Below are 21,892 nucleotides of genomic sequence, written 5' to 3'. Positions count from 1 at the left end.
GACGGGCGGACTCGACGCAGCCGCTCTGGCCGGCGCCGGCCCAGGGGCGGGCGCCGTCGCCGACGTTCCAGAGATTCGCCACCGGGGTCGACTGCGGTTCGTCCTTGCCCGGGACGGCGCGCTGGGCGGGCCAGTCCTTCCCGGCGCAGACCTCGACGGAGAGTTCGCGAGCGCCGTCGAAGCCGGGGAAGTGCTCGCGGAGGTCGGCGCGGAGCAGGGCGAGTTCGGCGTCGAGGTCGAACTCCCCCGTCGCGGGGCTCGGAGCGCAGGCACCGACGTAGAGGTGCCAGCCCGGCGGGGCCATCTCCGGGCACGTGCCCGTCACCTCGCAGGCGTAGGCAAGCCGGCGCGTGGTCGAGAAGAAGAACAACCCGTCGATCGGGCCCAGGCGCGTCCGGCTCGCGAAGTTGATCGTGATCAGGGCACCAGTTCTCGACCACGTCCGCAGCCGGTCGAGATACCCCGCCGGCAGGGCGTCCGGCGGGCACAATTCGGCGGTCTGCAGCGGGCCGGCGTTGCTGATCACGGCGCGGACGTCGATGTCGACGACCTCGGCATCTTCGCCGGAGCCGCGCCGCACGGTCGCCCCGCTCACGCGACCGTCGGTGAAGCTCAGGCCCTGCACGTCGCTGCTGGACCACAACGTCCCGCCGCGGCGGACGAAGTCGTCGGCGACGACGCGCCACGGGCCGATCGCCCCCTCCGGGTGGATCGCGTACGGCGACATTCCACCGGGCTTCGTCAGGTAGTCCCAGAACAGCACGAGCTCGACGTCCGCGGGCTCCGCCGCGTACAGCGCCGACGTGAGGTTCCGCGCGAGGCTGCGCAGCGCGGGCTTGGCCTTGCGCCGGTCCAGCCAGTCGGCGAGCGTCGGACCCGGCGCGGGTCGCTTGCCCGTCCGCCGCGAGACCGCCCCCACCGCCGACAGCAACCGCTGCGCGACGAACCCGGTCGGTCCGCTCATCAGCGGGACGTCCCGCTTGCCCAGCCGCAGCACCACCGGACGGCGCGGCATCCGCAGCCCCGGGTCGACGCCGAGGTCCGCGAACAGCCGACCGTTCTCCCCGCCGGTCTCGGTGACGAGCGCCCCGGTGTTCACGCGGAACCCGTCGATCTCGACCGTGGACGCCCGGCCGCCGACGCGGTCGCACCGCTCGACCAGCAGCGTCCGGTACCCGAGCAGCTGCAACCGCGCAGCCGCGGCCATCCCGCCGGCGCCGGCGCCGATCACCAGCGCGTCGAACTCCTGACGCTCCATCACAGCACCCGGTCGAAGCGGAGCGGGACGGCGTGCGGGCAGTTCGCGATGCCCGGCGCCCAGCTGATCTCCTCCGGTGCCACCGCGAGCTTGAAGTTCGTGACGCGGGCGAAGATCTCCTCCATCGCGACCGCGATCTGCACCCGCGCCAGGTGCATGCCGATGCAGCGGTGGATGCCGAGGCCGAAGCCGGCGGTGCCGGTCCGCGGCGGCTCGAACTGCAGCTGGTCGGCGTTCGGGAACTTGGTCTCGTCCCGGTTCGCGGAGTCGAAGCGGAGCAGCAGGTGCTCTCCCTGCTTCACGGGGCACCCGCCGACCTCGGTGTCCCTCGTCGCGATGCGGCCCAACGACGCGACCGGCGAGATCAGGCGGATGAACTCGTCCATGTCGTTGCGGATCCAGCGCGGGTCGCGGACCCGCGCCTCGAGCTCGGGCTGCTGCGCGATCAACAGGCAGATCGCCGCGATCGCCGACCGCGACGTGTCGAGCCCACCGAGGAACGTCGAGGCGATGGCGCCCATCGCCTGATCCTCCGTCATCGGCTTCCCGTCGAGGAACTCGCCGGTGACGAGCTGGCGCAGCATCCCCTCGCGCTCCGGCGGGTTGTCGATCGCGGCGGCGAGGTACTCCGCGGAGAGCACCGCGAGGTCGAAGAACCCCTCGTCGTCCGGGCGCTCCGCGACGCGGATGACGACCTGCTTCGCCCGCTCCATCTTGGCCATGTCGGTCTCGTCGAAGACCATCCGCGCGAGGATGCGCGCGACGTAGGGGCTCGCGAACTCGCCGAGCATCTCGACCTCGCCGCGGTCGACCCACGCGTCGATCAGCTCGCGGGCGTAGGCGCGCATGTCCGGCTCGAACTGCAGCGCGAACTGCCGGGTGAACACCGGGTTGAGCAGGCGGCGGAACGCCGTGTGCTCCGGCGGATCCGCGTCGAGGGCCCCGAGGCGGATGGGGGCCGGGACCGGCGGCGACCCGGCGGAGGAGAAGGTCTCGGGGTCCTCGAGGATCTGCCGGACGTCGGCGTACCGCGTGACGATCGACCGCGGACCGGTCGAGGGCGGGCTGCCGTGGATGACCGGGCAGTGCTCCCGCGCCCAGGCGAAGCCTTCGTACTTCCAGTCCTCGTGCTCCGGGTCGAACATGTCGAACGTCGGCACGAGTGACGCCCAGTCACGTTCGACGCCGTCACCCCCGGCGCTCATGCCGGCGACCCCAGGAGCACCGGGTCCAGCTTCAGCGGCCGCGCCGCCTCGACCATGATGATCTCCCACTCGATCCGGGCGTGCTCGTCCCACTCCCGGCGGGCCTTGATCCGCGCCCGGTCCGGGAAGCCGTGGTGAATGCCCTGGGGGTCGTGACTGATCAGGCCCGCCTTCATCGGCCGCCCCAGCGACTTCCCGCCGTGGATCAGCGCGACCTCGTCGTAGTCGGCGTTGCGGTGGTACCAGGGGATGCGCTCGACCCCCTCGACGGTCTCGAACGGCCGCGGCAGCAGGTTGATGATGTTCACGCCCTCGGCCACGAGAAACACGTGCATCGACGGCGGCAGGTGCAGGCTGTCGCTCATGATGACGTTCCAGTCGCGGATGTGAAACGCGAACGGGAAGTAGTCGCCCTTCCAGCCCTCGACGTCGCACGGGTGGTGGTCGACGAAGATCGCCGAGTACTCGCCGTCGTACTTCACCGCGATCTCGTACTCGGCCGCGGACGAGTCGACCGGCTGTGGTTCCGGCACCCGAATCACGTCGGGGTCGAACGGCGCGTGCCGGCCGAGCCCGACGTAGGTCGGCGCGCGCAGCTCGCCGACCGTCTCGATGCCGAACAGGTACGTCTCGCCGGGGTCGACGACGAACCGGTGCGTGATCGCCTTCGGGATGACGACGTAGTCACCCGGCTCATAGGCGATCGGGCCGAACTCGGTCTCGACGGTCCCGGTGCCGCGGTGGACGAACCAGCACTCGTCGCCGTCGACGTTGCGCCGGAAGAACGGCATCGGCTCGGAGCGACGCGAGAGCCAGGTCGTCACGTCGCCGTTGTAGTGCAGGCGTTGCGCCTGCCCCCGGGGGTCGGTGAGGTCCGACGGTTTGAGATCGCTCAGCAGCGCGGTCGTCGACCGGAACCGGCCCTCGGCGCGGAAGACCGTCGGGTCGTTCGCGCGGTAGAGCACGGCCTCGCGGCCGTCGAACCCACCCCGCGTCAGTTCGTCGTCCTTGAGCGGGGACCCGTCGGGTGCCGGGCCGGGCAGGTCGCGGTGCGCCTGCCTGCTCGTCCGGCCCTTGCTGAACTGGATGAGCGACCTCATGGCGCCGACCGTACACCGGCGAGACTGCCGATACCTAACGTTGATTGGTAATATCCGGGTCCGACCTTCCGAGGAGCACCGTGGACGACGCGCCGAGCCACCGCCCCCTGCACGGCATCCGCGTCCTCGACCTGTCGACGCTCGGCCCCGGACCCTTCTGCTCGATGCTGCTGGCCGACTTCGGCGCCGACGTGCTGCACGTCGAGCGCCCCTCGGTGGCACCGTTCGACCCGGCCGCCCACCTGAGCCGGGGCAAGCGCTCCGCCGTCGTCGACCTGCGCAGCCCTCGCGGCGCCGAGGTGATCGCCCGGCTCGCGGACCGCGCCGACGTCCTGCTCGAGTCGAACCGGCCGGGGACGATGGAGCGCCGCGGCCTCGGCCCCGACGTGCTGTGCGAACGCAACCCGCGGCTGATCTACGCCCGCCTCACCGGCTGGGGCCAGGACGGTCCGTACGCCGACCGCGCCGGACACGACATCAACTACCTCGCGATCTCCGGCGCGCTCGGCGTGATCGGGGAAGACCGGCCCGTCCCCCCGCTCGCGATGCTCGGTGACCTCGCTGCGGGATCGGTGCTCACCGCGTTCGGCATTGTGACGGCGTTGCTGGAACGCGCGAGCACCGGTCGCGGCCAGGTTCTCGACGCCGCGATCGCCGACGGTGCCGCCCTGTTGAGCAGCGCGTGGCTCGCCGAGCTGAACGCGGGGATGTGGGCCGGCCGGGGCCGGCATCTGCTCTCCGGCGTCGCGCCGTTCTACGGCGTCTACGCCTGCTCGGACGGCCGCTGGTTCGCGGTCGGCGCGATCGAGGAGAAGTTCTACGCGCAGTTCCTCGACGTCCTCGGCCTCGCCGACGTCGACCGCTCCACGCAGCTGAACCCGAAGACCTGGCCGGCCCTGCGCGCCCGCGTCGCCGGCGCGTTCGCCACGCACCCCCGCGCGCACTGGGAGAGCGTCTTCGCCGGCGTCGACGGCTGCGGCACCCCCGTCCTCGACCTCGACGAGCTCCCCGACGACCCCCACCTCGCCGCGCGCGGCACCGTCGTCCGCGACGGCGACCGGATCTGGGCCGCCCCCGCCCCGCGGCTGTCCCGCACCCCCGCGAGCGCCGGCTCCCCCGCCGTCCGCGGCGCCGACACCGCCGGCGCCCTCGCGGACGCCGGCTACACCGAGACCGAGATCGCCGCCCTCCTCGCCGACGGGACGGTCGCCTGACTTCTTGCGTCCGACGATGTGGTCGCTATTGCAGCCATATCGTCGGACGTCAGCACTACACGGCTGCGGGAGCGCGCACCGGCAGGGTCGGGTCGAAGCCCTTCAGCACCCGAGGGCCCGGGGGAAACGTGGCGGGCATCGCGATCCAGCCGTTGATCAGCGGGATCGTCGGGTAGTGGACGACGGCGCTGACGTCGATCTCGTAGTCCGGCAGCCGGCGCAGGACCGCCTCGAGGAGCAGCCGCATCTCGGCCGGGGCGAGGAAGGCACCGAGGCACCGGTGCAGCCCGTGGCCGAAGGCGAGGTGCTTGCCGGCGTTGTCGCGGTCGAGGCGGACGGACTCCGGGTCGTCGAAGACCTCCTCGTCGTGGTTCGCCGAGCCCAGCGCGAGGAGCAGCCGGTCCCCCGGCCGCAACGACACTCCGCCGAGCTCGACGGGCCGCGTCACCGTGCGCGCGACGCCCGGACCGGGCGTGAAGTACCGCAGCATCTCGTCGACCGCGGCCGGTATCCGGGACGGGTCGGCGGCGAGGGCGGTGCGGTCGTCCGGGTGCTGCGCGAGGTGCAGGAACATCGACGCGATCAGCGCCGTCGAGGTGTCGATCCCGCCGTTGAGCAGCATGAAGACCTGGTTGACGACGTCCTCGTCGGGCAGCGGGGCGCCGTTCACCTCGGCGGTCAGCAACCGGTCGAGGACGTCGCCACCCCGCGGCCCGGACGCCTTGCGCTCCGCCACCACCGCGCGAACGTCGTCGACCAGCGCCAGCACGGCCCGCGCCGAGCCCTTCTCCCGGTACGCCGCGCGGTGCAGGGCAGTCGCGTACTCGTCCCACTTCTGCAGCGGCAGCCCGAAGTAGTCGAGAGAGACCAGCGCCGGCAGCGGATTCGCGAGGTCGTCGACGAAGTCGAGGTGCCCGCGCTCGATGACCCGGTCGACGACCCAGGTCACGATCTCCGCCATCCGCGGCTCGTAGGCCGCAACCGCCTTCGCGGTGAACAGGTTCGCCAGCGGCCGCCGGTACGCCTGCGACAACGGCGGGTCCGTCTCCATCATCCCCATGCGCACGGGGTTGATCGGGATCGTCACCCCACCCGTCGTGATCGGCCCGTCCGCGCCGTCGAACGTCAGGTCCCGCCCGCACGCGAACGTCTCCGGGTCCGACATCACCCGCTTGACGTCGGCGTACCGCGTGACGACCTGGTAGCCGCCGTGCGCCTCGGTGTGCGCGACGGGGCACGTCGCCCGCAGTTCGGCGTAGATCTGCGGCCACCGCGCGGCGAAGTCCTCGGAGTGGTGGTCGAACACCGGCGCACTCACGCGGTCACTCCCCCACCGCGATCGCCTGCTCCGGGCAACAGAACCGCGCCTCGTCGACGTCGGCCCGGTCCGCGTCGGCGACCTCGGGGCGCAGCACCTGACCCACCCCGGCGTCGTCGACGAAGAAGTAGTCCGGCGCAATCAACTCGCACCGCCCGTGACCCTGACAGCGGTCGACGTCGATCCGCACCCGCACGCCCCGCCTCCCTCGTACCGTTGCGCCGCACCCTCCGTCTCACTAACCTAACGCTGTTTGGTGCAGGCCACAACGGCGAAGGGACCCGCCCGTGCCCGTCTTCGACTCCGCCGACGAGGCCGAGAAGGTCTACGCCGCCTTCTTCACCCACATCACCACGCACCCGGACCTGCGGCCGAAGTTCGTCGAGGCCGGCGCGTCTTTCCGCGCGAACTACACCGACCCCGACTCCGCGGTCAGCATCGACGCCTCGGTGGACCCGCCCGAGGTGAAGGTCGGCGACGAGGCCCGCGCCGCGCGCGTCGACGTCCAGTTGTTCATGTCCGCCGACGACGGGCACAAGTTCTGGCTCGGTGACCTGAACATCCCGATGGCGATGGCCCGCCGCAAGGTGAAGATCGACGGATCCGTCGGGACCCTCCTCAAGCTCCTGCCCGCGATGCAGCCCGCGTTCGGGATGTACCGCGAGTTCCTCACCCAGCAGGGCATGGCCGACAAACTGGCCGACTGACCGACCGAACTGAGAGGCCGTCAGATGGATGTCGCCGCCCACGACTGGGTCGCCTACTCGGCGCAGCACCGCCCCGCCGCCCCCGCCCTGCGCCGCGGCGAGGACGGCTGGACCACCACCTGGGCCGAACTGGAGACGCGCGTCGCCCGGGCCGCCGGCGCCCTGCAGGCCCGCGGCGTTGGGCGGGGCGACCGGGTCGCACTGCTCGCGGAGAACGACCCGCGGGTCTTCGAGGTCCAGTTCGCAGCGATGCGGCTCGGGGCGCTGTTCGTCCCGCTGAACTGGCGTCTGACGGTCCATGAGCTCGCCGAGATCTGTCTCGACGCCGAACCCACGGTGCTGGTGCACGACGACGTCTGGGCCGAGGCGGCCGGGCAGGTCGCGGAGAAGGCGCAGGTCCCGCAGCGGCTGGCCTGGACCGTCGAGGGCCCGGTCGCCGAGACCGACGGCGACCTCGCCGCCGGGGAGCCCGTCGCCCCGCGCACCGACGCCACCCACGCCGACCCGACGCACATCCTCTACACCTCCGGCACGACCGGCCGCCCGAAGGGCGCACTCTCGACCCACGGCACGCTGGTCTGGCAGGCGCTGAACACCGCGCACACCACCGGCTACAGCGCGCCTGGTTGCCACCACCTGAACCCGATGCCGCTGTTCCACGCGGGCGGGCTGAACGTGATGGCGAACCCAATCCTCTACTTCGGTGGCATGGTCACGACCCTGCGCCGCTTCGACCCCGCGGCGATCCTCGCCGCGATGACCGACAGCACCCCGCCGGTCACGCACTTCGCCGCGATCCCACTGATGTACCAGGCGATCGCGGCCCAGCCGGGTTTCGCGGACGCGGACCTGTCGCACCTGCGGCACCTGATCGTCGCCGGCGCGATCGGGACTCCGGAACTCTTCCGCACGTGGTCCGGACGCGGCCTGCCGCTGCAGCCCCAGTACGGCGGGACCGAGATGGGACCAATGGCGTTCGCGCTCGACCACGAGGCGGACCATCAGAATCTCGCCGAGACGGGCTCGGCCGGCCGGGGTGCGATGCACACGCAGATCCGCCTGGTCGATCCCGAGGGCACCGACGTCCCCGACGGCGAGGTCGGGGAGATCTGGCTGCGCGGGCCCAGCGTCACCGTCGGGTACTGGCGCAAGGACCGGGCGGACTTCTTCACGGGCGACTGGTTCCGCACGGGCGACGCCGCCCGCCGCGACCCGGACGGGTTCTACTTCCTCGCCGGCCGGACGAAGGAGATGTACAAGTCCGGCGGCGAGAACGTGTACCCGGCCGAGGTCGAGAACGTGCTGACGCTGCATCCGGCGGTCGCGGACGTCGCGGTCGTCGGGGTGCCGGACTCCACGTGGGGCGAGGTCGGGATGGCCGTCGTCGTCGCCGCTCCCGGCACCGAGCCGACGCTGGAGGACCTCACCGCGTTCGCCGCCGACCGCCTCGCGCGGTTCAAGCTGCCGAAGCGGCTCGCGGTCGTCGACGAGCTGCCGCGCAACGTCACCGGCAAGGTCAACCGGGACGCCTTGCGGGAGCAGTACGCGTGACGCGGGGATGATCGACGGGTGATCACCGAATCCGTCGACGACGCCGGCATCGCGGAACTGGTCCTCGACGCCCCGCCGGTCAACGCGCTGAACCTCAAGGACATTGCGACCCTCGCCGGGCACCTGCGCTCCTACGCCGACGACGAGCGGGTGCGCGTCGTCGTGCTCCGCGGGGCCGGGCACGGGTTCTGCGGGGGCGGGGACGTCAAGGAGGTGCAGTCGCTCCCCGGCTTCGAGGGCATCCTCGGCCAGACCCACGGGTCGATGGAGCTCACGACCGCGATCGCGGAGTGCGCGGTGCCCGTGATCGGCGCGGTGCACGGCTGGTGCATCGGGCTCGGGGTGCTGGTCGCGGGCGTCTGCGACGTCCTGCTCGCCGCGCCGGGAACGCCGTTCGTCCTCGCGGAGGCCGACAACGGCGCCGCCAGCGGGATGATCCAGGCGATCGGCCTGATGCCCGAGAAGCGGCTGCGCGCGGCGCTGTTCACCGCCGAGCCGGTGACCGCGGAGGAGCTGCACCACTTCGGGTCGGTGCTGCGGCTCGTGCCGGCCGAGGAGCTCCCCGCTTCGGCCCGCGACCTGGCCGGCCGGGTCGCGGCGAAGAACCCCGCCGTGCTCCGCGCCCTCAAGGCCGCGACCGACGAGAGCATCGGCCGCGACATCCGCGGCGTCTTCCGCCGGGAGCTCGCCCACACCCTCGACCTGAACCTGCGCGGTGAATCGGCACCGCTACGGGAGAACTTCGTGCGTGGCACGCGGGGTAGTTACCTGCAGACTGGTCGCACCGCCGACGAACAGGACGCGCCATGACCTTCGCACCGGGTCGGGACGCCGAGGACCTCCGCGCCGTGGTCCGCGACTTCCTGGACAAGCACTGCACGGAGCACGACGTCCGCCGCTGGATGGAGACCGACCCCGGCTGGGACCGGGCGGTCTGGAACCAACTGGCGACCGAGCTGGGGCTGCACGGCCTCGCGGTGCCGGAGCACTTCGGGGGCAGCGGAGCGGGGCTGGTCGAGCTCGGCGTCGTGTTCGAGGAACTGGGCGCCGCGCTCTACGGCGGTCCGTTTCTCGCCTCGGTCGGGCTCGCGACCTCGGCCCTGCTGGCGGTCGGCGGCCCGGACGCCGACGCCCTCGTCCCCCGCCTGGCCGACGGCAGCACCGTCGCGACGCTCGCGTGGGCCGGCCGCGAGCCGGCGGAGTCCACCCTCACGGCCACCGACAGCGGCGGGTGGCGCATCTCCGGCGACGCGGACGTGGTCGTCGACGGCGTCGCCGCGGACCTCGTCCTCGTCGCCGCGGCGACGCCCGGCGGTCCGGCGCTGTTCGCCGTCCCGGGCGACGCCCCTGGCCTGACGCGTCATCAGCTGACGGCGCTGGACTCGACCCGGCGCCTGGCCGCACTGCACTTCGACGGCGTCCCCGCGCGCCTGCTCGGAACTGGCGCGGATCCGTTGCGCCGGGCCTGGCAGGCCGGGCTGCTCTACCTCGCCGCCGAACAACTCGGGGGCGCGGCGCGCATGCTCGCGCTCACCGTCGAGTACGCGCGGACCCGGATCCAGTTCGGCCGCGCGATCGGCTCGTTCTCGGTCATCAAGCACCGCTGCGCCGACCTGCTCGTCGAGGTGGAGTCGGCGCGGTCCGTGGTCTGGCACGGGCTGTGGAGCGCCGTCCACGACCCCGACACGCTGCCCGCCGCCGCGGGGCTCGCACGGGCCGTCGCGTCGGACGCGTACCGAACGGTGACCACCGCCGCCGTCCAGATCCACGGCGGCATCGGCTTCACCTGGGAGCACCCGACGCACCTGTACCTCAAGCGCGCGAAGAGCACGCAGCTGCTGCTCGGCTCGCCCGCGTCGCACCGGGCCGACCTGGCCGCGCTGATCGGCGTCACCGGGCCGGCGGTCGTGCCGCTGCCCGCCGAGGTGCCGGCGGAGGATCGGGGTCCCGAGGTCGCGGAGCTCGACGCCGCCATCGACGAGTTCCTCGCCGCGCACCCGGTCCCCGACCCCGACGACGTCGAGGCGGACCGGGCCTTCCGCGAGGCGCGGTTCGACGCCGGGCTCACGAAGGTCGACTTCCCCGTCGGACACGGCGGACGCGGTCTGGACTCCTCGCTGCAGCCGCACGTCGAGGCGCGCTTCCTGGCCGCGGGCGCCGCCGACCACTCCGCGCGCAACGTCATCGGGCTGGGCATGGCGATGGCCACGATCCTCGTCCACGGCACCGAGGAGCAGCGGCGCCGCTACCTGCGGCCGTGCTTCTCCGGCGAGGAGATCTACTGCCAGCTGTTCTCCGAACCCGGCGCCGGCTCCGACCTCGCCGCGCTCGCGACCCGCGCCGTGCGTGACGGCTCCGAACCCGACGCCGACTGGATCGTCAACGGGCAGAAGGTCTGGACCTCCCTCGCGCACACTGCACGCCGCGGGATCCTCGTCACGCGCACCGACCCGGACGTGCCCAAGCACAAGGGGCTGTCGTACTTCGTGCTCGACATGACCTCCCCCGGCGTCGAGGTGCGCCCGCTGCGACAGATCACCGGCGAGGACGAGTTCAACGAGGTCTACCTGACCGACGTCCGCGTCCCGGCCGACTGCCTGCTCGGCGACGTCGGCGACGGCTGGAAGGTCGCGATGACGACACTGGCGAACGAACGCGTCGCGCTCGGCCGCAAGTTCGTCCGGCGTGGGGACGGGGCGATCGGACGGGCCGTCGAGACCTACCGGGCGGCCGCGGCGGAGGGCCGCGCCGACGCGGCGACGCTCGAGCGGTTGATGCTGCTGTGGACCCGCGCGGAGGCGGCGCGTCTGACCAGTCTGCGCGCCGCGGCCGCGGACCGCGGCGGACCCGGGCCCGAGGGCTCGATCGCCAAGCTGCAGATGGCCGAGCTCAACCAGGCCGTGTTCGAGTTCTGCGTCGACCTGCTCGGAACCGAGGGCCTCCTCATCGACACCTACGAACGCTTCGCCCCGACCGGCACCGCGCTCGACGGCAGCCGCGACCCGCGCAAGTCGTGGCTGCGGTCGTTGGCGAACTCGATCGAGGGCGGGACGTCTGAGGTGCAGCGCACCATCCTCGGCGAGCGGGTGCTCGGCCTGCCCGGCGAACCACGGGTCGACAAGGACGTGCCGTGGAGGGACGTGCGCCGCTCCTGACGCGCGTCCCTACGATCGACCTCAGGAAGAGGGGGAGTACGTGGCACGACCGAAGGTTCCGTTGATCTCCAAGCGCGCCGCGCTCGAGGCGGCGCTCGACATCATCGACACCGAGGGCATCGACGCGCTCAGCATCCGGCGCCTCGCCGACCGGCTCGGCGTCAACGGGGCCTCGCTGTACCACCACTTCCAGAACAAGGACGAGATCGTCGTCGGCGCCGCGAAGCTCGCGCTCGAGGAGGTCCGCGTTCCCCAGGGGCACGAGGAGCCCTGGCAGGTCTGGCTGCTGCGCAACGCCCGCCGGCTGCGCGCCGCGTTCCGCGACCACCCCGACCTCGTGCCGGTCATGCTCCGCCGGGAGCCGCTCGGCATCGGCACCTCGCAGCTCGAGCAGACCTTCGCGATGCTCGCCGAGGAGGGCGTCCCCCTCGGCGCCATCGCCCCGATGATGGAGGCCCTCGAGCTCTACGCGATCGGCAGCGCCCTCCACGAGTCCGCCGCCGGGTCCACGAAGCCCGACCGCAAACGCGCCCCCCACATGGCCGAGGCCGACGCCGCCCGCGCCCTCACCCCCGACGAGATCTTCGACCTCGTCTGCGAACAGATCGTCGCCACCACCGTCGCGGTCGCGACCGAGAAGTCCGGCGCGAAGCCCAACAGCCAGAAGAAGCCCCCGGCCAAGCGCACCCGCCGCTCCGCCTGACCCGCCGCCGCCCCTGTCAAGAAAGAAAGGGTGACACCCCTTACTGCGCAGTAAGGGGTGTCACCCTTTCTTGACAAACACGGTGTCCGGACGGCGACTCCGGCGGGGATCGACGAAACCAAACACCATTTGGTATGGTCCGGGCATGGCCGGCGCGGAGGTTCCTCGGGTCCGGTACCGGCGCACGCCGCTGCTCGTCGTGACGCAGGAATCGTCGGTACGCAAGGACGTCTACGGCTCGGTCGGGGACTCCGTCGTGCGGCAGGCGCAACTGCTGCGCGGGGACGCGGACTCGGACACCGTGATCGTCTGCATGCACCCGATCGGGTCGCCTGCGTACCTGCCGCTGTTCCCCGAACTGGCGCGGACAGGGCTGCACGTGCTCGGCTCCACGAGCCGCTACACGGTCGGGGACGCGGCGCTGCAGATGGAGAACGTGCTGCTCGACATCGCCGCCTGCGTGCGCGACGCCCGGGAGCGCCTGGGCTACCGCCGGGTGGTCCTCGCCGGCTGGAGCGGCGGGGGCTCGCCGATGATGGGGTATCAGGCCGAGGCGGAGAAACCGACGATCACCCAGACCGCGGCCGGTGAGCCCACACTTCTGACGGAGAATCAGCTTCTGCCCGCCGACGCCGTGATGCTGCTCGCCGCCCCGCGGAGCCGGCACCGGCTGCTGACCGACTTCCTCGACGCCTCGGTCACCGACGAGCTCGACCCGGACCGCAACCGGGACCGCGAGTTCGACCTCTACGACCCCGCGAACCCGAACCAGCCGCCGTACTCGGCGGACTTCGTGGCGGCGTACCGCGAGCGGCAACGTCGACGGAACGAGCGGATCACCGACTTCGCGGTGGAGAAGCTCGCCGCGTTCCGCGCCGCGGGTCGGCCGCACGACGAGCACGGCTTCGTCGTCCACGGCACGATGGCCGACCCGCGCTGGCTGGACCCGACGATCGACCCCAACGGGCGCCGCCCCCGCTGGAGCTATCTCGGCGACCCGGCGATCGCCAACAACAGCCCCGGTGCGTTGCTGCGGTTCACCACGACACGGAGCTGGCTCTCGCAGTGGTCGCTGCGCACCGCGCAGGTCGACGCGGCCGACGCGGCTCCGCGCGTCGGCGTCCCCGTCCTCGTGCTGCAGAACGGGTGCGACGACGCCGTACCCGTCCCCCACCCGCACCAGGTGTTCGACGCCGTCGCGCACCCGGACAAGCGCCTGGTCGAACTGCCCGGCGCGAACCACTACTTCAGCGGCGCGGACCAGAGCTCGCACCTGGCCGCAGCCGCCGATCTCGTCCACTCCTGGCTGGCCGAGCACGACCTCGGAGGCGCCGCATGAACGTCGGACTGATGTCGCTGGGCGACCAGGTCACCGACCCCGTCACCGGCACGCGGCAGACCGCCGCCGAACGGCACCGCGCGATCGTCGAGGCCGCCGCGGTCGCCGACGAGGTCGGCTTCTCCGGGGTCTACGTCGGGGAGCACCACGGGCTGGAGTACACGACGTCCGCCCCGCCGGTCGTGCTCGCCGCGATCGGGGAGCGCACGCGACGGCTGACGCTCTCGACGGCCGTCACGCTCGCCGCCAACCTCGACCCGGTGCGGGTGGCCGAGGACTACGCGACCGTCGACGCCCTCTCCGGCGGCCGCTGCGAGATCGTCGTCGGCCGCGGCAACTTCTTCGTCTCGACCTACGACCTGTTCGGCCGCGACATCGAGGACTCGCACGAGCTGTTCGGCGAGAACGTCGAGCTCCTCGTCCAGCTGTGCAGCGGCAAGTCGGTGACGTGGCCGGGCTCGGAGTTCCGCGCCCCGATCGTCGACTTCACCGTCCAACCGCCGCCGGTCGGGCCGATGCCGATCTGGATCGGCGGCGGCGCCTCCCCGTCGAGTCTCGAGCTCGCCGCGCGCCTCGGCCTGGACCTGATGCTCCCCAGCGCCTTCGGCAACCCCGCGCAGTTCGGGCCCATTGTCGAGCAGTACCGCGAGCGGTACGCCTCCTACGGCCACTCGCGGACGCCGCGCATCGGCGCGTGCTGGCACGTCAACGTCGCCGAGACCTCGCAGGCCGCGCGCACCCGCTGGGAACCGCGGTACCGCGCGTACTTCGAGCTGATGAAGGAAATCATCCCGCGGGTGAACCCCGACCCCCCGCCGTTCATCCGCAAGCCCTTCAACTTCGAGCTCCTGACGACCAAGGGCCCCGCCCTCGTCGGCAGCCCCGCCGAGGTCACCGAGCGCCTCGCCGTCAGCGCCGCGATGCTCTCCGCCGACACCAACCTCCTCTACCTCGACATGGGCGGCCAGCCGGCGGCCGAGTTCCTCGAGATGGTCGAACTGATCGGGGAACAGGTTCTCCCCTGCCTCCCCTGACGCCACGCCCAGCCCCGCCGTCACCCCCCCGCTTCACCAGCTCCCCCGCGCGCTTCACCAGCTGAGCCCTCTCTTCACTCGCCCCGCCCGGCTGGTGAAGGTGGCCTCAGCCGGTGAAGGCGTGCCCAGCGCCTCACTTGCGCGGCGAGGACGAGCCGAGGCGCGGATCCCCCAGCCCGCCGGCCCTCCAGCCCGACGGACCACCCCGTCGCGCTTCACCAGCTCCCCGTCGCGCTTCACCAGCTCCCGTCGCGCTCCACCAGCTCCCGTCGCGCTCCACCAGCTCCCGTCGCGCTCCACCAGCCCCGTCGCGCTTCACCAGTCGAGCCCACCTTCACCGGCCCGGCCCGGCTGGTGAAGCGAGGGCTCGGCGAGTGAAGGCGTCCGGGGCCCGTCGGCACAGCTGGTGAAGGTGGCCTCAGCCGGTGAAGACGTCGGCGCGTCCGTACGCTGACGGGGGTGAGCCACGACCTGATCCCCGTCCCGGTGCCGGTGGGGAGCGCGGAGATCCCTGGGCTTCAGGCGGCAATGGACGGCAGCGGACCCGCGCTGCTGCTCGTGCCCCCGGGGTCGGAGGGGGCGCGGCTGGTCGGGGCGCTCGGGCCCGCGGCCGCGACGGGGGTGCCGAAGGGGACGGCGGTCGTGATCGCGACGTCGGGATCGACGGGGACACCGAAGGGCGTCCGGATCTCCGCGAAGGCGCTGCGCCACTCGGCCCGGGCGACGCATGCCCACCTCGGCGGGCCGGGGCAGTGGTTGCTCGCGATGTCGGCGGCGCGCATCGCGGGGCTGCAGGTCGTGCTCCGCTCCCGCGCGGCGGGCGAGACCCCGGTCGTCCTCGAGACCACCGGCGGCTTCCGGCCCGACGCCTTCGCGGCGGCGCTCGCGACGATGACCGGCGAACGCCGCTACGTCTCCCTCGTGCCGACCCAGTTGATCCGGCTCCTCGACGCGGACGTCGACCTCACGAGCCTCGACGCGATCCTGCTCGGCGGCGGGCCGATCCCCGGGGGGCTGGTCGAACGCGCGGCGACGGTGGGGGCGAACGTCGTCCGCACCTACGGCATGACCGAGACCTGCGGCGGCTGCGTCTACGACGGCCGGCCACTCGACCGCGTCGGGGTGCGGATCACCGACGACGGCCTGGTCGCGATCACCGGCCCGGTCCTCGCCCGCGGCTACCTCGGCGGGCCGGACTTCGGCGGCGAGTTCGTCAGCTCCGACCTCGGGCGCCTCGACGACGACGGCGTCCTGACCGTCCTCGGCCGCGCCGACGACGTGATCCTCTCCGGCGGCGTGAACGTCCCCGCGCAGAGCGTCGAGCAGGTGCTCGCCGGCCACCCCGGCGTCGCGGAGGTCGTGGTCGTCGGCCGTCCCGATCCCGAGTGGGGCGAGGCGGTCGTCGCCGTCGTCGTCCCGTCGGGGCCGGTGCCGCTCGCCGAGCTGCGCGACCTCGCCGCCGGCGCTCTCGACAAGGCCTGGGCCCCGCGCGACGTCGTCACCGTCGACCGCTTTCCGTCACTGCCGTCCGGCAAGGTGGACCGCGACGCCCTGCGCGCGCTCGTGCGGGGCACGGACTGACGCCCGGAGGAGCCCCATGCGCGGCGCGATCAACTTCATCACCCTCGCCGTCGAGGACCTGAACCGCTCGCTCGCCTTCTACCGCGACGGGCTCGGCTGGAAGACCGACGGCATCGTCGGCACCGAGTTCCGGGACGAGGAGGCCGGCGTCGACTACAGCGTCGTGATCTTCGAGCTCGAGCAGGGCGTCGGGCTCGCGTTGTGGGAGCGCCGCAACCTCGCCGCCGACGCGCGGGTGGAGCCCGGTGTCCCCGGCGGCGCGGGCTTCAGCCTCGGCGTCCCCGCCGCCTCGCCGGAGGAGGTCGACGCGATGCTCGCCGAGGCCGCCGCGGCCGGGGCCCGCATCACCGCCCCCGCGAAGCTGGCGCCCTTCGGCGTCTACTCCGGCTACTTCACCGACCCGGACGGCCACCTCTGGGAGGTCGCCTGGAACCCCGCCCGCACCGGCTGACACCCCACCCCTGCGGGATGACGTCCCGCAGACACCCCTGTCAGCCCGCACCAGGGCCGACACGGGGGGCGTGGGGGACGTCATCCCGCAGGAGAGGGGTTTGGGAGACTGCCCCCCGTGGCGACTCCGGGACAGTGGCTGGCCGGCGCGCGGCCCCGGACCCTGCCGGCAGCCGTGGTGCCGGTCGCGGTCGGCACGGGCGTCGCGGTCGAGGCTGGCGACGCGGTGTGGTGGAAGGCGCTGCTCGCCCTGGTGGTCTCCCTCGCGATGCAGGTCGGCGTCAACTACGCCAACGACTACTCCGACGGCGTGCGCGGGACGGACGACGTCCGCGTCGGACCTCTGCGCCTCGTCGGCTCGAAGGTGGCCGCCCCGCAGCAGGTGAAGCTCGCGGCGTTCGCGGCTCTCGGGGTCGGCGGCGCGGCCGGTCTCGTCCTGGCCGCGACCACGACGTGGTGGCTGCTCACCGTCGGCATCGCCGCGATGGCGGCCGCCTGGGGCTACACCGGCGGGAAGAAGCCGTACGGCTACCGCGCCCTCGGCGAGGTGTCGGTGTTCGTCTTCTTCGGCCTGGTCGCGGTCGTCGGCACGGCCTACGTGCAGATGGAGAAGGTCACCGGGCTCGCGCTCGCGGCGTCAATCCCGATCGGGATGCTGGCCTGCGCCCTGCTCGTCGTGAACAACCTGCGCGACGCCCCCGCGGACGCCGAGGTCGGCAAGCGCACCCTCGCCGTCGTGCTCGGAGACTCGCGCACCCGCTGGCTCTACACCGTCCTGCTCTTCGGCCCGCTGCTGATCGCCCTCGGGCTCGCGGTCGCCCACCCGTGGACGGTGCTCGCGTTCGCCGCCCTGCCCGTCGCGGCGCCGGCGGTCCGCGCCGTTCGCAACCACGCGGCCGGCCCGGCGTTGATCCCGGTCCTCGGCCGGACGGGGATGACCCAGCTCGCCTACGGCGCCCTGCTCACCCTCGCCCTCTGCCTGCCGGCCTGACTCAGCTCGTCGCGGCCGGCGTCGTCGTCGGAGTCGGGGTCGGCGTGGCCGGCGGGGTCGGAGTCGGCGTGGCCGGAGGCGTCGGAGTGGGCGTCGGCGTGACCGTCGGGGTCGGCGTCGGCGTCGGAGGCGCCGGCTCGTCGTCACCGCAGCCGGGCTGAGCCGGGTCGGAGCACGGCGCCTTGGGCGTCGGCTTCGGCTTCGGCGTCTTGTCGGGCTTCGGGGTCGCCTTGGGAGTCGGGTCCGGCCGGTTCGGCTGCGAGGGCTGGTTCGGCTGCGACGGCTCGGAGACCACCGGGGTCGGGGTGGGAGTCGTGGTCGCGTCCGGCGTGGGAGCCGGGAGGTCGACACCGGCGACCTCGGGACTCGGGGTCGGGGTCTCGTCCGCGGCGCCGCCGAGGGGGTCCCCGGCGCCCGCGGGCTCGGCCTCGACGTAGCCGGGCGGCTGGCCACCGAGGCTGGACGGGTCGCCGTTGTGGGCCGAGGGCGCGGTCAGCGCGCTCACGACGGCCCAGGTCGGGACGGTCACGAGCAGCAGGAGGCCCGCGAGGACGACGCCGGCCTTACGCCGGGACGCCGCCCGCGTGGCGGCGGCCCGTTCCTCGGCCCGCCGCTGTTGCTCCACCTCCGCCGAGGCGAGCCGGCCCATCTCCCGACGCTGCTGCAGCTGCCGGAAGGAGCCCCCCAGGGCCTGCATCCAGAGATCGAACTCCGACCGCAGGCGAGATGTCCTTTTTCCACCATTCATCGCGTCGTCCCCCTCCACCCCACGTTCCACCGTAGGGCGTCTGTCATGCCCGGGTCGTGCGTTTTGCGGAACCCGGGTGAACAAGTCCCAGGGGTCACTCTGGTTTCGGAGCACCCGTTTCTGGGTAGCGACGGGCCTGCTCAGCGGCATCCAACGCCGCATCCTCGGCGGTCGCACCGGCGTCCAGACGCTCCCCCAGACGCTGCATCCGACCGGCGACCCGAGCCGCCATCTGCTCCCGCGACCTCGCCAGGACGAAGTAGGAGAGCACCCCCGAGATCACCGTCGCGATCGCCAGCACCAGCAGGAACGAGGTGCCGCGCAGGATCGCCGCGCAGAGCACGAGCGTTCCGAGGAACAACGCGAGCCGCTGCAGCGTGTACGTCAGCGTCGGGGACATCTTCACCGGACCAGTCAAACATCGCCCGGCCCGAGGTCGGACGCCCGGGTACATAACGGCTTGGCCGTCCGGGCACACGTCCAAGAGTCCGCAGCTACTCTGAAGCGAGATCGTTTTCGAGGGAGAGGGTCCGTGCGCGTGCCTATCACGCTCATCGTCCTGACGGTGATGATCGTCGTCTGGGCCCTCGTCGAGGTCGTGCAGGCCGACAAGGCCCAGATCCGGCGACTGCCCAAGTGGGCATGGCTGGTGCTGTGCGTCTTCCCCCTGCCGCCGACGGGCGCGATCGCCTGGTTCTTCCTCGGCCGCCCGAAGGCCGGCGTCGCCGGCGTGGGCAACGCCGGCAGCCTGAACCTGCCGAACCTCCCCCGCCGGACGCGCTACGTCTCCCGCCCCGCGCCGGACGACGACCCCGACTTCCTGCGCCGGCTGAACGAGGAGGCCGAGCGCCAGCGCATGCTCCGGCGCCTGGAGGACGACCTCAAGTCGCCCAACCCCTCCGAGCCCAACGACAAGCCCGGCGAGTCGGCGCCCCGCGACTGATCAGATCCGTCAGGTCCCCGCATAACTGTGGAGGCCGGTGACGACGAGGTTGATCACGAAGTAGTTGATCAGGATCGTGCTGTAGCCGACGAGCGCGACGGTGGCGGCGCGGCGGCCCTTCCAGCCGGCGGTGGCGCGGGCGTGGAGGTAGGCGGCGTAGCAGACCCAGGTGATGAACGCCCAGGTCTCCTTGGGGTCCCAGCCCCAGTAGCGGCCCCAGGCGTTCTCGGCCCAGATGGCGCCGGCAATGACGGCGAACGTCCACAGCGGGAACACGAACGCGTGGACGCGGTACGCGAGCCGGTCGACGGCGTCCGCGGACGGCAGGCGGCTCGGGGCGCCCGGCCGCAGCCGCTCGGCGCGCTCGCGGACCAGGTACAAAACGCTCAGCGCGGCGCCGACGGTGAAGATGCCCATCGAGACGGCCGCGGCGATGACGTGGATGACCAGCCAGTACGACTGCAGCGCGGGCTGCAGCTGCTGGGCGTCGGTGTACAGGACGGTGACGGCGAGGCCGAGCGTGAGCAGCACCGGGGTGACGACGAAGACGCCGAGCCAGCGGATGTCGTACTTGCGGGTCAGCGCGAGGTACACGCCCATCGTCGCGAGCGCCGACGTGGCGGAGAACTCGTACATGTTCCCCCACGGCACGCGCTCGACGGCGAGGCCGCGGCAGGTCATGCCGGCGAGGTGGAGCAGGAACGCCAGCGTCGCGAGCGAGAGGCCGACGCGGCCGAAGCGCTCGGCGCGGTCCCGGGTCGGCGGCGGGGCGTCCGTGGTGGCGACGGGCGCGCCGGCGCCGACGAGTGCGCGCTCGGAGACGGTCGCGCCGGTGAAGCGGCGGCTCCCGAACGCCCACTCGGCCCCCAGCGCCAGCATCGCCAGCGAATAGACGGCCATGGCGGCGTAGACCAGCCGGTCGCTGGTCTCGGCCAGGCTCTCGTGGACCACGGTCACTCCCTCGCGGATGCTGGATCGGCAGGTCCAGCGGGTTTCTCAGCACTGTCGTCGGCGGCGCTGTCGTCGGAGTCCGCAGCCAGCGCGGCGCGGACCCGCTCGACGTCGGCGGCCAGGTCCGGCCCCTCGGATCGGGCCAGCGCGGCTACCTCGACCACGGTACGTCCCGCCTCGTCGGCCCTCGCACGCACCCACACCCGACGGGGACGGACGAACAGCGAGGCCAGGAGCCCGGCGAGGGCGAGCGCGCCGCCGGCGAGCGCCGGGCCACGGCCCGGGTCCTCGGCGATCTGCAGCACGACCCACTCGCGGTAGCCCTCGAACGTGATGCTGCCGAGCCCGCCGGGGACCTTCATCGTGTCCCCCACGGCGAGCGACTGCGTGAACGGCGGGGCGTCCGCGCGGGAATTCGTCCGCACCTGCTCCATGTCGGTCGTGTCGAGGCGGTAGACCGACTGCGGGACGCCGTCGTCGAGCCCCAGGTCGCCGGACCAGACGTTGAGCACCAGCCGCGGCAGGCGCGGCTCGGGGAAGGTGGAGAACGGCCCGAGGTCGAGGTCGAACGCGGCGGTCGGGAGGAAGAAGCCCTGGAAGCCGAGCTGGGTCGGCGCGGCGTCGGGCACCTTCACGACCCCGCGCGAGGACAGCCCGACGGGGTCGACGGGGAGGAACGGCACCGCGCCGGAGAAGACGAGGTCGCCCCGGCCGTCCCGCACCGTGACGACCGGCGCGTACCCGTGCGGGCCGAGAAAGACCTTCGATCCGCCGAGCTTGAGCGGGTGGTTGACGCGGATGCTCTCCGGCCGCGGATCGGCGCCCGGCTCGTCGCGGATGCTGACGCGCGCCTCGAACTCGCGGGCCGCGCCGCGCTGGCTGCCGGTCTCCTCGTAGCGGGCGTTGAAGTCGTCGAGCGTGATCGTGAACGGCGCGAGGTCGTCGACGTCGAACCGCGCGCCGGTGCGCAGGTTGTCGTACTGCGTGACGGTGTTGGCGAAGCCCTCGCCCTCGACGACCAGCGCGCTGCCGCGCATCCCGTTCAGGTGCCCGACCGCGATGCCGACCAGCACGACCACCAAGGAGAGGTGGAAGACGAGGTTGCCGGTGTCGCGCAGGTAGCCGCGCTCGGCGGAGACCGAGTTCTCGTAGGCCTGGACGCGGAACCGGCCACGGCGCAGGGCGGCGGTCGCCTTCCCCAACGCGACGTCGGGGGCGTCGTCGACGACGAACTGCGCGTGCTCGGGCAACCGGTTCAGGTTGCGCGGCGTCGCCGGCGGCCGCGCGCGCACGGCCTTGAGGTAGACCTTCGACCGCGGGACCAGGCAGCCGATGAGCGAGATCATCAGCAGGATGTAGACCGCAGAGAACCACGGCGAGGAGAAGACCTCGAACAGCGAGAGCTTGTCGTACCACTTCGAGAGTTCGGGGTGCCGGTTGCGGAAGTCCGCGACCGCGACCGGGTCGACGCCCTGCTGCGGGACCAGCGAGCCCGGGATCGCCGCCACCGCCAGCAGGAAGAGCAGCAGCAGCGCGGTCCGCATACTCGTCAGTTGCCGCCACGCCCAGCGGGCCATCCCGATCGGGCCCAGGGGCGGGGGAACCGGCGCGGCGTCGACGTCGGACTCGGTGACGGTCATCGAC

Annotated in this window: 21 protein-coding genes; 12 read left to right on the top strand and 9 right to left on the bottom strand. The window is 72.6% G+C overall.

The features are described from left to right. From SPOPO_RS29270 to SPOPO_RS0112400, 3 genes are all read right to left on the bottom strand, one after another. Nucleotides 1–1,258, bottom strand: a 1,258-nt coding sequence (locus tag SPOPO_RS29270; protein ID WP_019875107.1) for a phytoene desaturase family protein, incomplete at its 3' end; no start/stop codon positions are given. Beyond that, nucleotides 1,258–2,463, bottom strand: a complete 1,206-nt coding sequence (locus SPOPO_RS0112405; protein WP_019875106.1) for a cytochrome P450 — start codon at nucleotides 2,461–2,463, stop codon at nucleotides 1,258–1,260. The genes SPOPO_RS0112405 and SPOPO_RS29270, both read right to left, overlap by 1 nt. After that, nucleotides 2,460–3,563, bottom strand: a complete 1,104-nt coding sequence (locus tag SPOPO_RS0112400; protein WP_019875104.1) for a homogentisate 1,2-dioxygenase — start codon at nucleotides 3,561–3,563, stop codon at nucleotides 2,460–2,462. The genes SPOPO_RS0112405 and SPOPO_RS0112400 overlap by 4 nt, the downstream gene beginning before the upstream one ends. Nucleotides 3,564–3,643: 80 nt before the next feature. Between SPOPO_RS0112400 and SPOPO_RS0112395 the strand changes: the two genes are divergently transcribed. Then, nucleotides 3,644–4,777 carry a CaiB/BaiF CoA transferase family protein gene (locus tag SPOPO_RS0112395; RefSeq protein ID WP_019875103.1) on the top strand — a complete coding sequence of 378 codons (1,134 nt, stop codon included), beginning with the start codon at nucleotides 3,644–3,646 and terminating at the stop codon, nucleotides 4,775–4,777. Between the two features lie 55 nt (nucleotides 4,778–4,832). Here the strand turns inward: SPOPO_RS0112395 and SPOPO_RS0112390 are convergent, their stop codons facing one another. Continuing rightward, nucleotides 4,833–6,095, bottom strand: coding sequence for a cytochrome P450 (locus SPOPO_RS0112390; protein WP_019875102.1), 1,263 nt, complete (start codon nucleotides 6,093–6,095; stop codon nucleotides 4,833–4,835). A 4-nt stretch (nucleotides 6,096–6,099) separates the two neighbouring features. Continuing rightward, nucleotides 6,100–6,291: a ferredoxin gene (locus SPOPO_RS0112385; protein WP_019875101.1), complete on the bottom strand. Its 192-nt coding sequence runs from the start codon at nucleotides 6,289–6,291 to the stop codon at nucleotides 6,100–6,102. A 91-nt stretch (nucleotides 6,292–6,382) separates the two neighbouring features. On the opposite strand from SPOPO_RS0112385, the gene SPOPO_RS0112380 reads away from it, so the two are divergent. The 10 genes from SPOPO_RS0112380 (at nucleotide 6,383) to SPOPO_RS0112335 (ending at nucleotide 17,606) form a co-directional block, all read left to right on the top strand. Continuing rightward, nucleotides 6,383–6,802, top strand: coding sequence for an SCP2 sterol-binding domain-containing protein (locus SPOPO_RS0112380; protein WP_019875100.1), 420 nt, complete (start codon nucleotides 6,383–6,385; stop codon nucleotides 6,800–6,802). 24 nt (nucleotides 6,803–6,826) lie between these two features. Next, nucleotides 6,827–8,353, top strand: coding sequence for an AMP-binding protein (locus SPOPO_RS0112375; protein WP_019875099.1), 1,527 nt, complete (start codon nucleotides 6,827–6,829; stop codon nucleotides 8,351–8,353). Nucleotides 8,354–8,371: 18 nt separating this feature from the next. Further along, nucleotides 8,372–9,163, top strand: a complete 792-nt coding sequence (locus SPOPO_RS0112370; RefSeq protein WP_019875098.1) for an enoyl-CoA hydratase-related protein — start codon at nucleotides 8,372–8,374, stop codon at nucleotides 9,161–9,163. Then, entirely contained in the window at nucleotides 9,160–11,508 is a 2,349-nt protein-coding gene (locus SPOPO_RS33760; RefSeq protein ID WP_019875097.1) for an acyl-CoA dehydrogenase family protein, read from the top strand. The genes SPOPO_RS0112370 and SPOPO_RS33760 overlap by 4 nt, the downstream gene beginning before the upstream one ends. Before the next feature lie 40 nt (nucleotides 11,509–11,548). Further along, a complete protein-coding gene (locus tag SPOPO_RS0112360) occupies nucleotides 11,549–12,211 on the top strand; it encodes a TetR/AcrR family transcriptional regulator (RefSeq protein WP_019875095.1) in 663 nt (220 codons plus the stop codon). A 145-nt stretch (nucleotides 12,212–12,356) separates the two neighbouring features. Then, entirely contained in the window at nucleotides 12,357–13,550 is a 1,194-nt protein-coding gene (locus tag SPOPO_RS0112355) for an alpha/beta hydrolase family protein (RefSeq protein ID WP_019875093.1), read from the top strand. After that, nucleotides 13,547–14,584: an LLM class flavin-dependent oxidoreductase gene (locus SPOPO_RS0112350; protein ID WP_019875090.1), complete on the top strand. Its 1,038-nt coding sequence runs from the start codon at nucleotides 13,547–13,549 to the stop codon at nucleotides 14,582–14,584. The genes SPOPO_RS0112355 and SPOPO_RS0112350 overlap by 4 nt, the downstream gene beginning before the upstream one ends. A gap of 459 nt (nucleotides 14,585–15,043) precedes the next feature. Beyond that, a complete protein-coding gene (gene menE / locus SPOPO_RS0112345) occupies nucleotides 15,044–16,165 on the top strand; it encodes an o-succinylbenzoate--CoA ligase (RefSeq protein ID WP_028984734.1) in 1,122 nt (373 codons plus the stop codon). Nucleotides 16,166–16,181: 16 nt separating this feature from the next. After that, nucleotides 16,182–16,616 (top strand): VOC family protein, encoded by a 435-nt coding sequence (locus SPOPO_RS0112340; RefSeq protein ID WP_019875088.1) that lies wholly within the window; start codon nucleotides 16,182–16,184, stop codon nucleotides 16,614–16,616. 117 nt (nucleotides 16,617–16,733) lie between these two features. Beyond that, nucleotides 16,734–17,606: a 1,4-dihydroxy-2-naphthoate polyprenyltransferase gene (locus SPOPO_RS0112335; protein WP_019875087.1), complete on the top strand. Its 873-nt coding sequence runs from the start codon at nucleotides 16,734–16,736 to the stop codon at nucleotides 17,604–17,606. 1 nt (nucleotide 17,607) lies between these two features. Here SPOPO_RS0112335 and SPOPO_RS0112330 read toward each other — a convergent pair whose 3' ends face one another. Continuing rightward, on the bottom strand, nucleotides 17,608–18,303 hold the full coding sequence (locus SPOPO_RS0112330) for a hypothetical protein (RefSeq protein WP_028984733.1): 696 nt from the start codon (nucleotides 18,301–18,303) through the stop codon (nucleotides 17,608–17,610). Nucleotides 18,304–18,448: 145 nt separating this feature from the next. Then, on the bottom strand, nucleotides 18,449–18,754 hold the full coding sequence (locus SPOPO_RS29265; protein ID WP_245541783.1) for a DUF4229 domain-containing protein: 306 nt from the start codon (nucleotides 18,752–18,754) through the stop codon (nucleotides 18,449–18,451). A gap of 132 nt (nucleotides 18,755–18,886) precedes the next feature. Here SPOPO_RS29265 and SPOPO_RS0112320 point away from each other — a divergent pair, with 132 nt between their 5' ends. Then, the gene (locus SPOPO_RS0112320) at nucleotides 18,887–19,297 is read left to right on the top strand and encodes a PLD nuclease N-terminal domain-containing protein (RefSeq protein WP_019875085.1); all 411 of its coding nucleotides are present in this window, start codon (nucleotides 18,887–18,889) and stop codon (nucleotides 19,295–19,297) included. A 9-nt stretch (nucleotides 19,298–19,306) separates the two neighbouring features. Here the strand turns inward: SPOPO_RS0112320 and ccsB are convergent, their stop codons facing one another. Next, nucleotides 19,307–20,254, bottom strand: a complete 948-nt coding sequence (gene ccsB, locus SPOPO_RS0112315) for a c-type cytochrome biogenesis protein CcsB (protein WP_019875084.1) — start codon at nucleotides 20,252–20,254, stop codon at nucleotides 19,307–19,309. Further along, nucleotides 20,251–21,888, bottom strand: a complete 1,638-nt coding sequence (gene resB, locus SPOPO_RS29260; RefSeq protein WP_019875083.1) for a cytochrome c biogenesis protein ResB — start codon at nucleotides 21,886–21,888, stop codon at nucleotides 20,251–20,253. Before resB ends, ccsB begins: the two co-directional genes overlap by 4 nt. Nucleotides 21,889–21,892 lie beyond the last annotated feature (4 nt).

The sequence above is a fragment of the Sporichthya polymorpha DSM 43042 genome (genome assembly GCF_000384115.1).
GTDB classification, from domain to species: domain Bacteria; phylum Actinomycetota; class Actinomycetes; order Sporichthyales; family Sporichthyaceae; genus Sporichthya; species Sporichthya polymorpha.
Note: the sequence above shows the minus strand (reverse complement) of the source record. Positions and strands in the feature narration are given on the sequence as shown.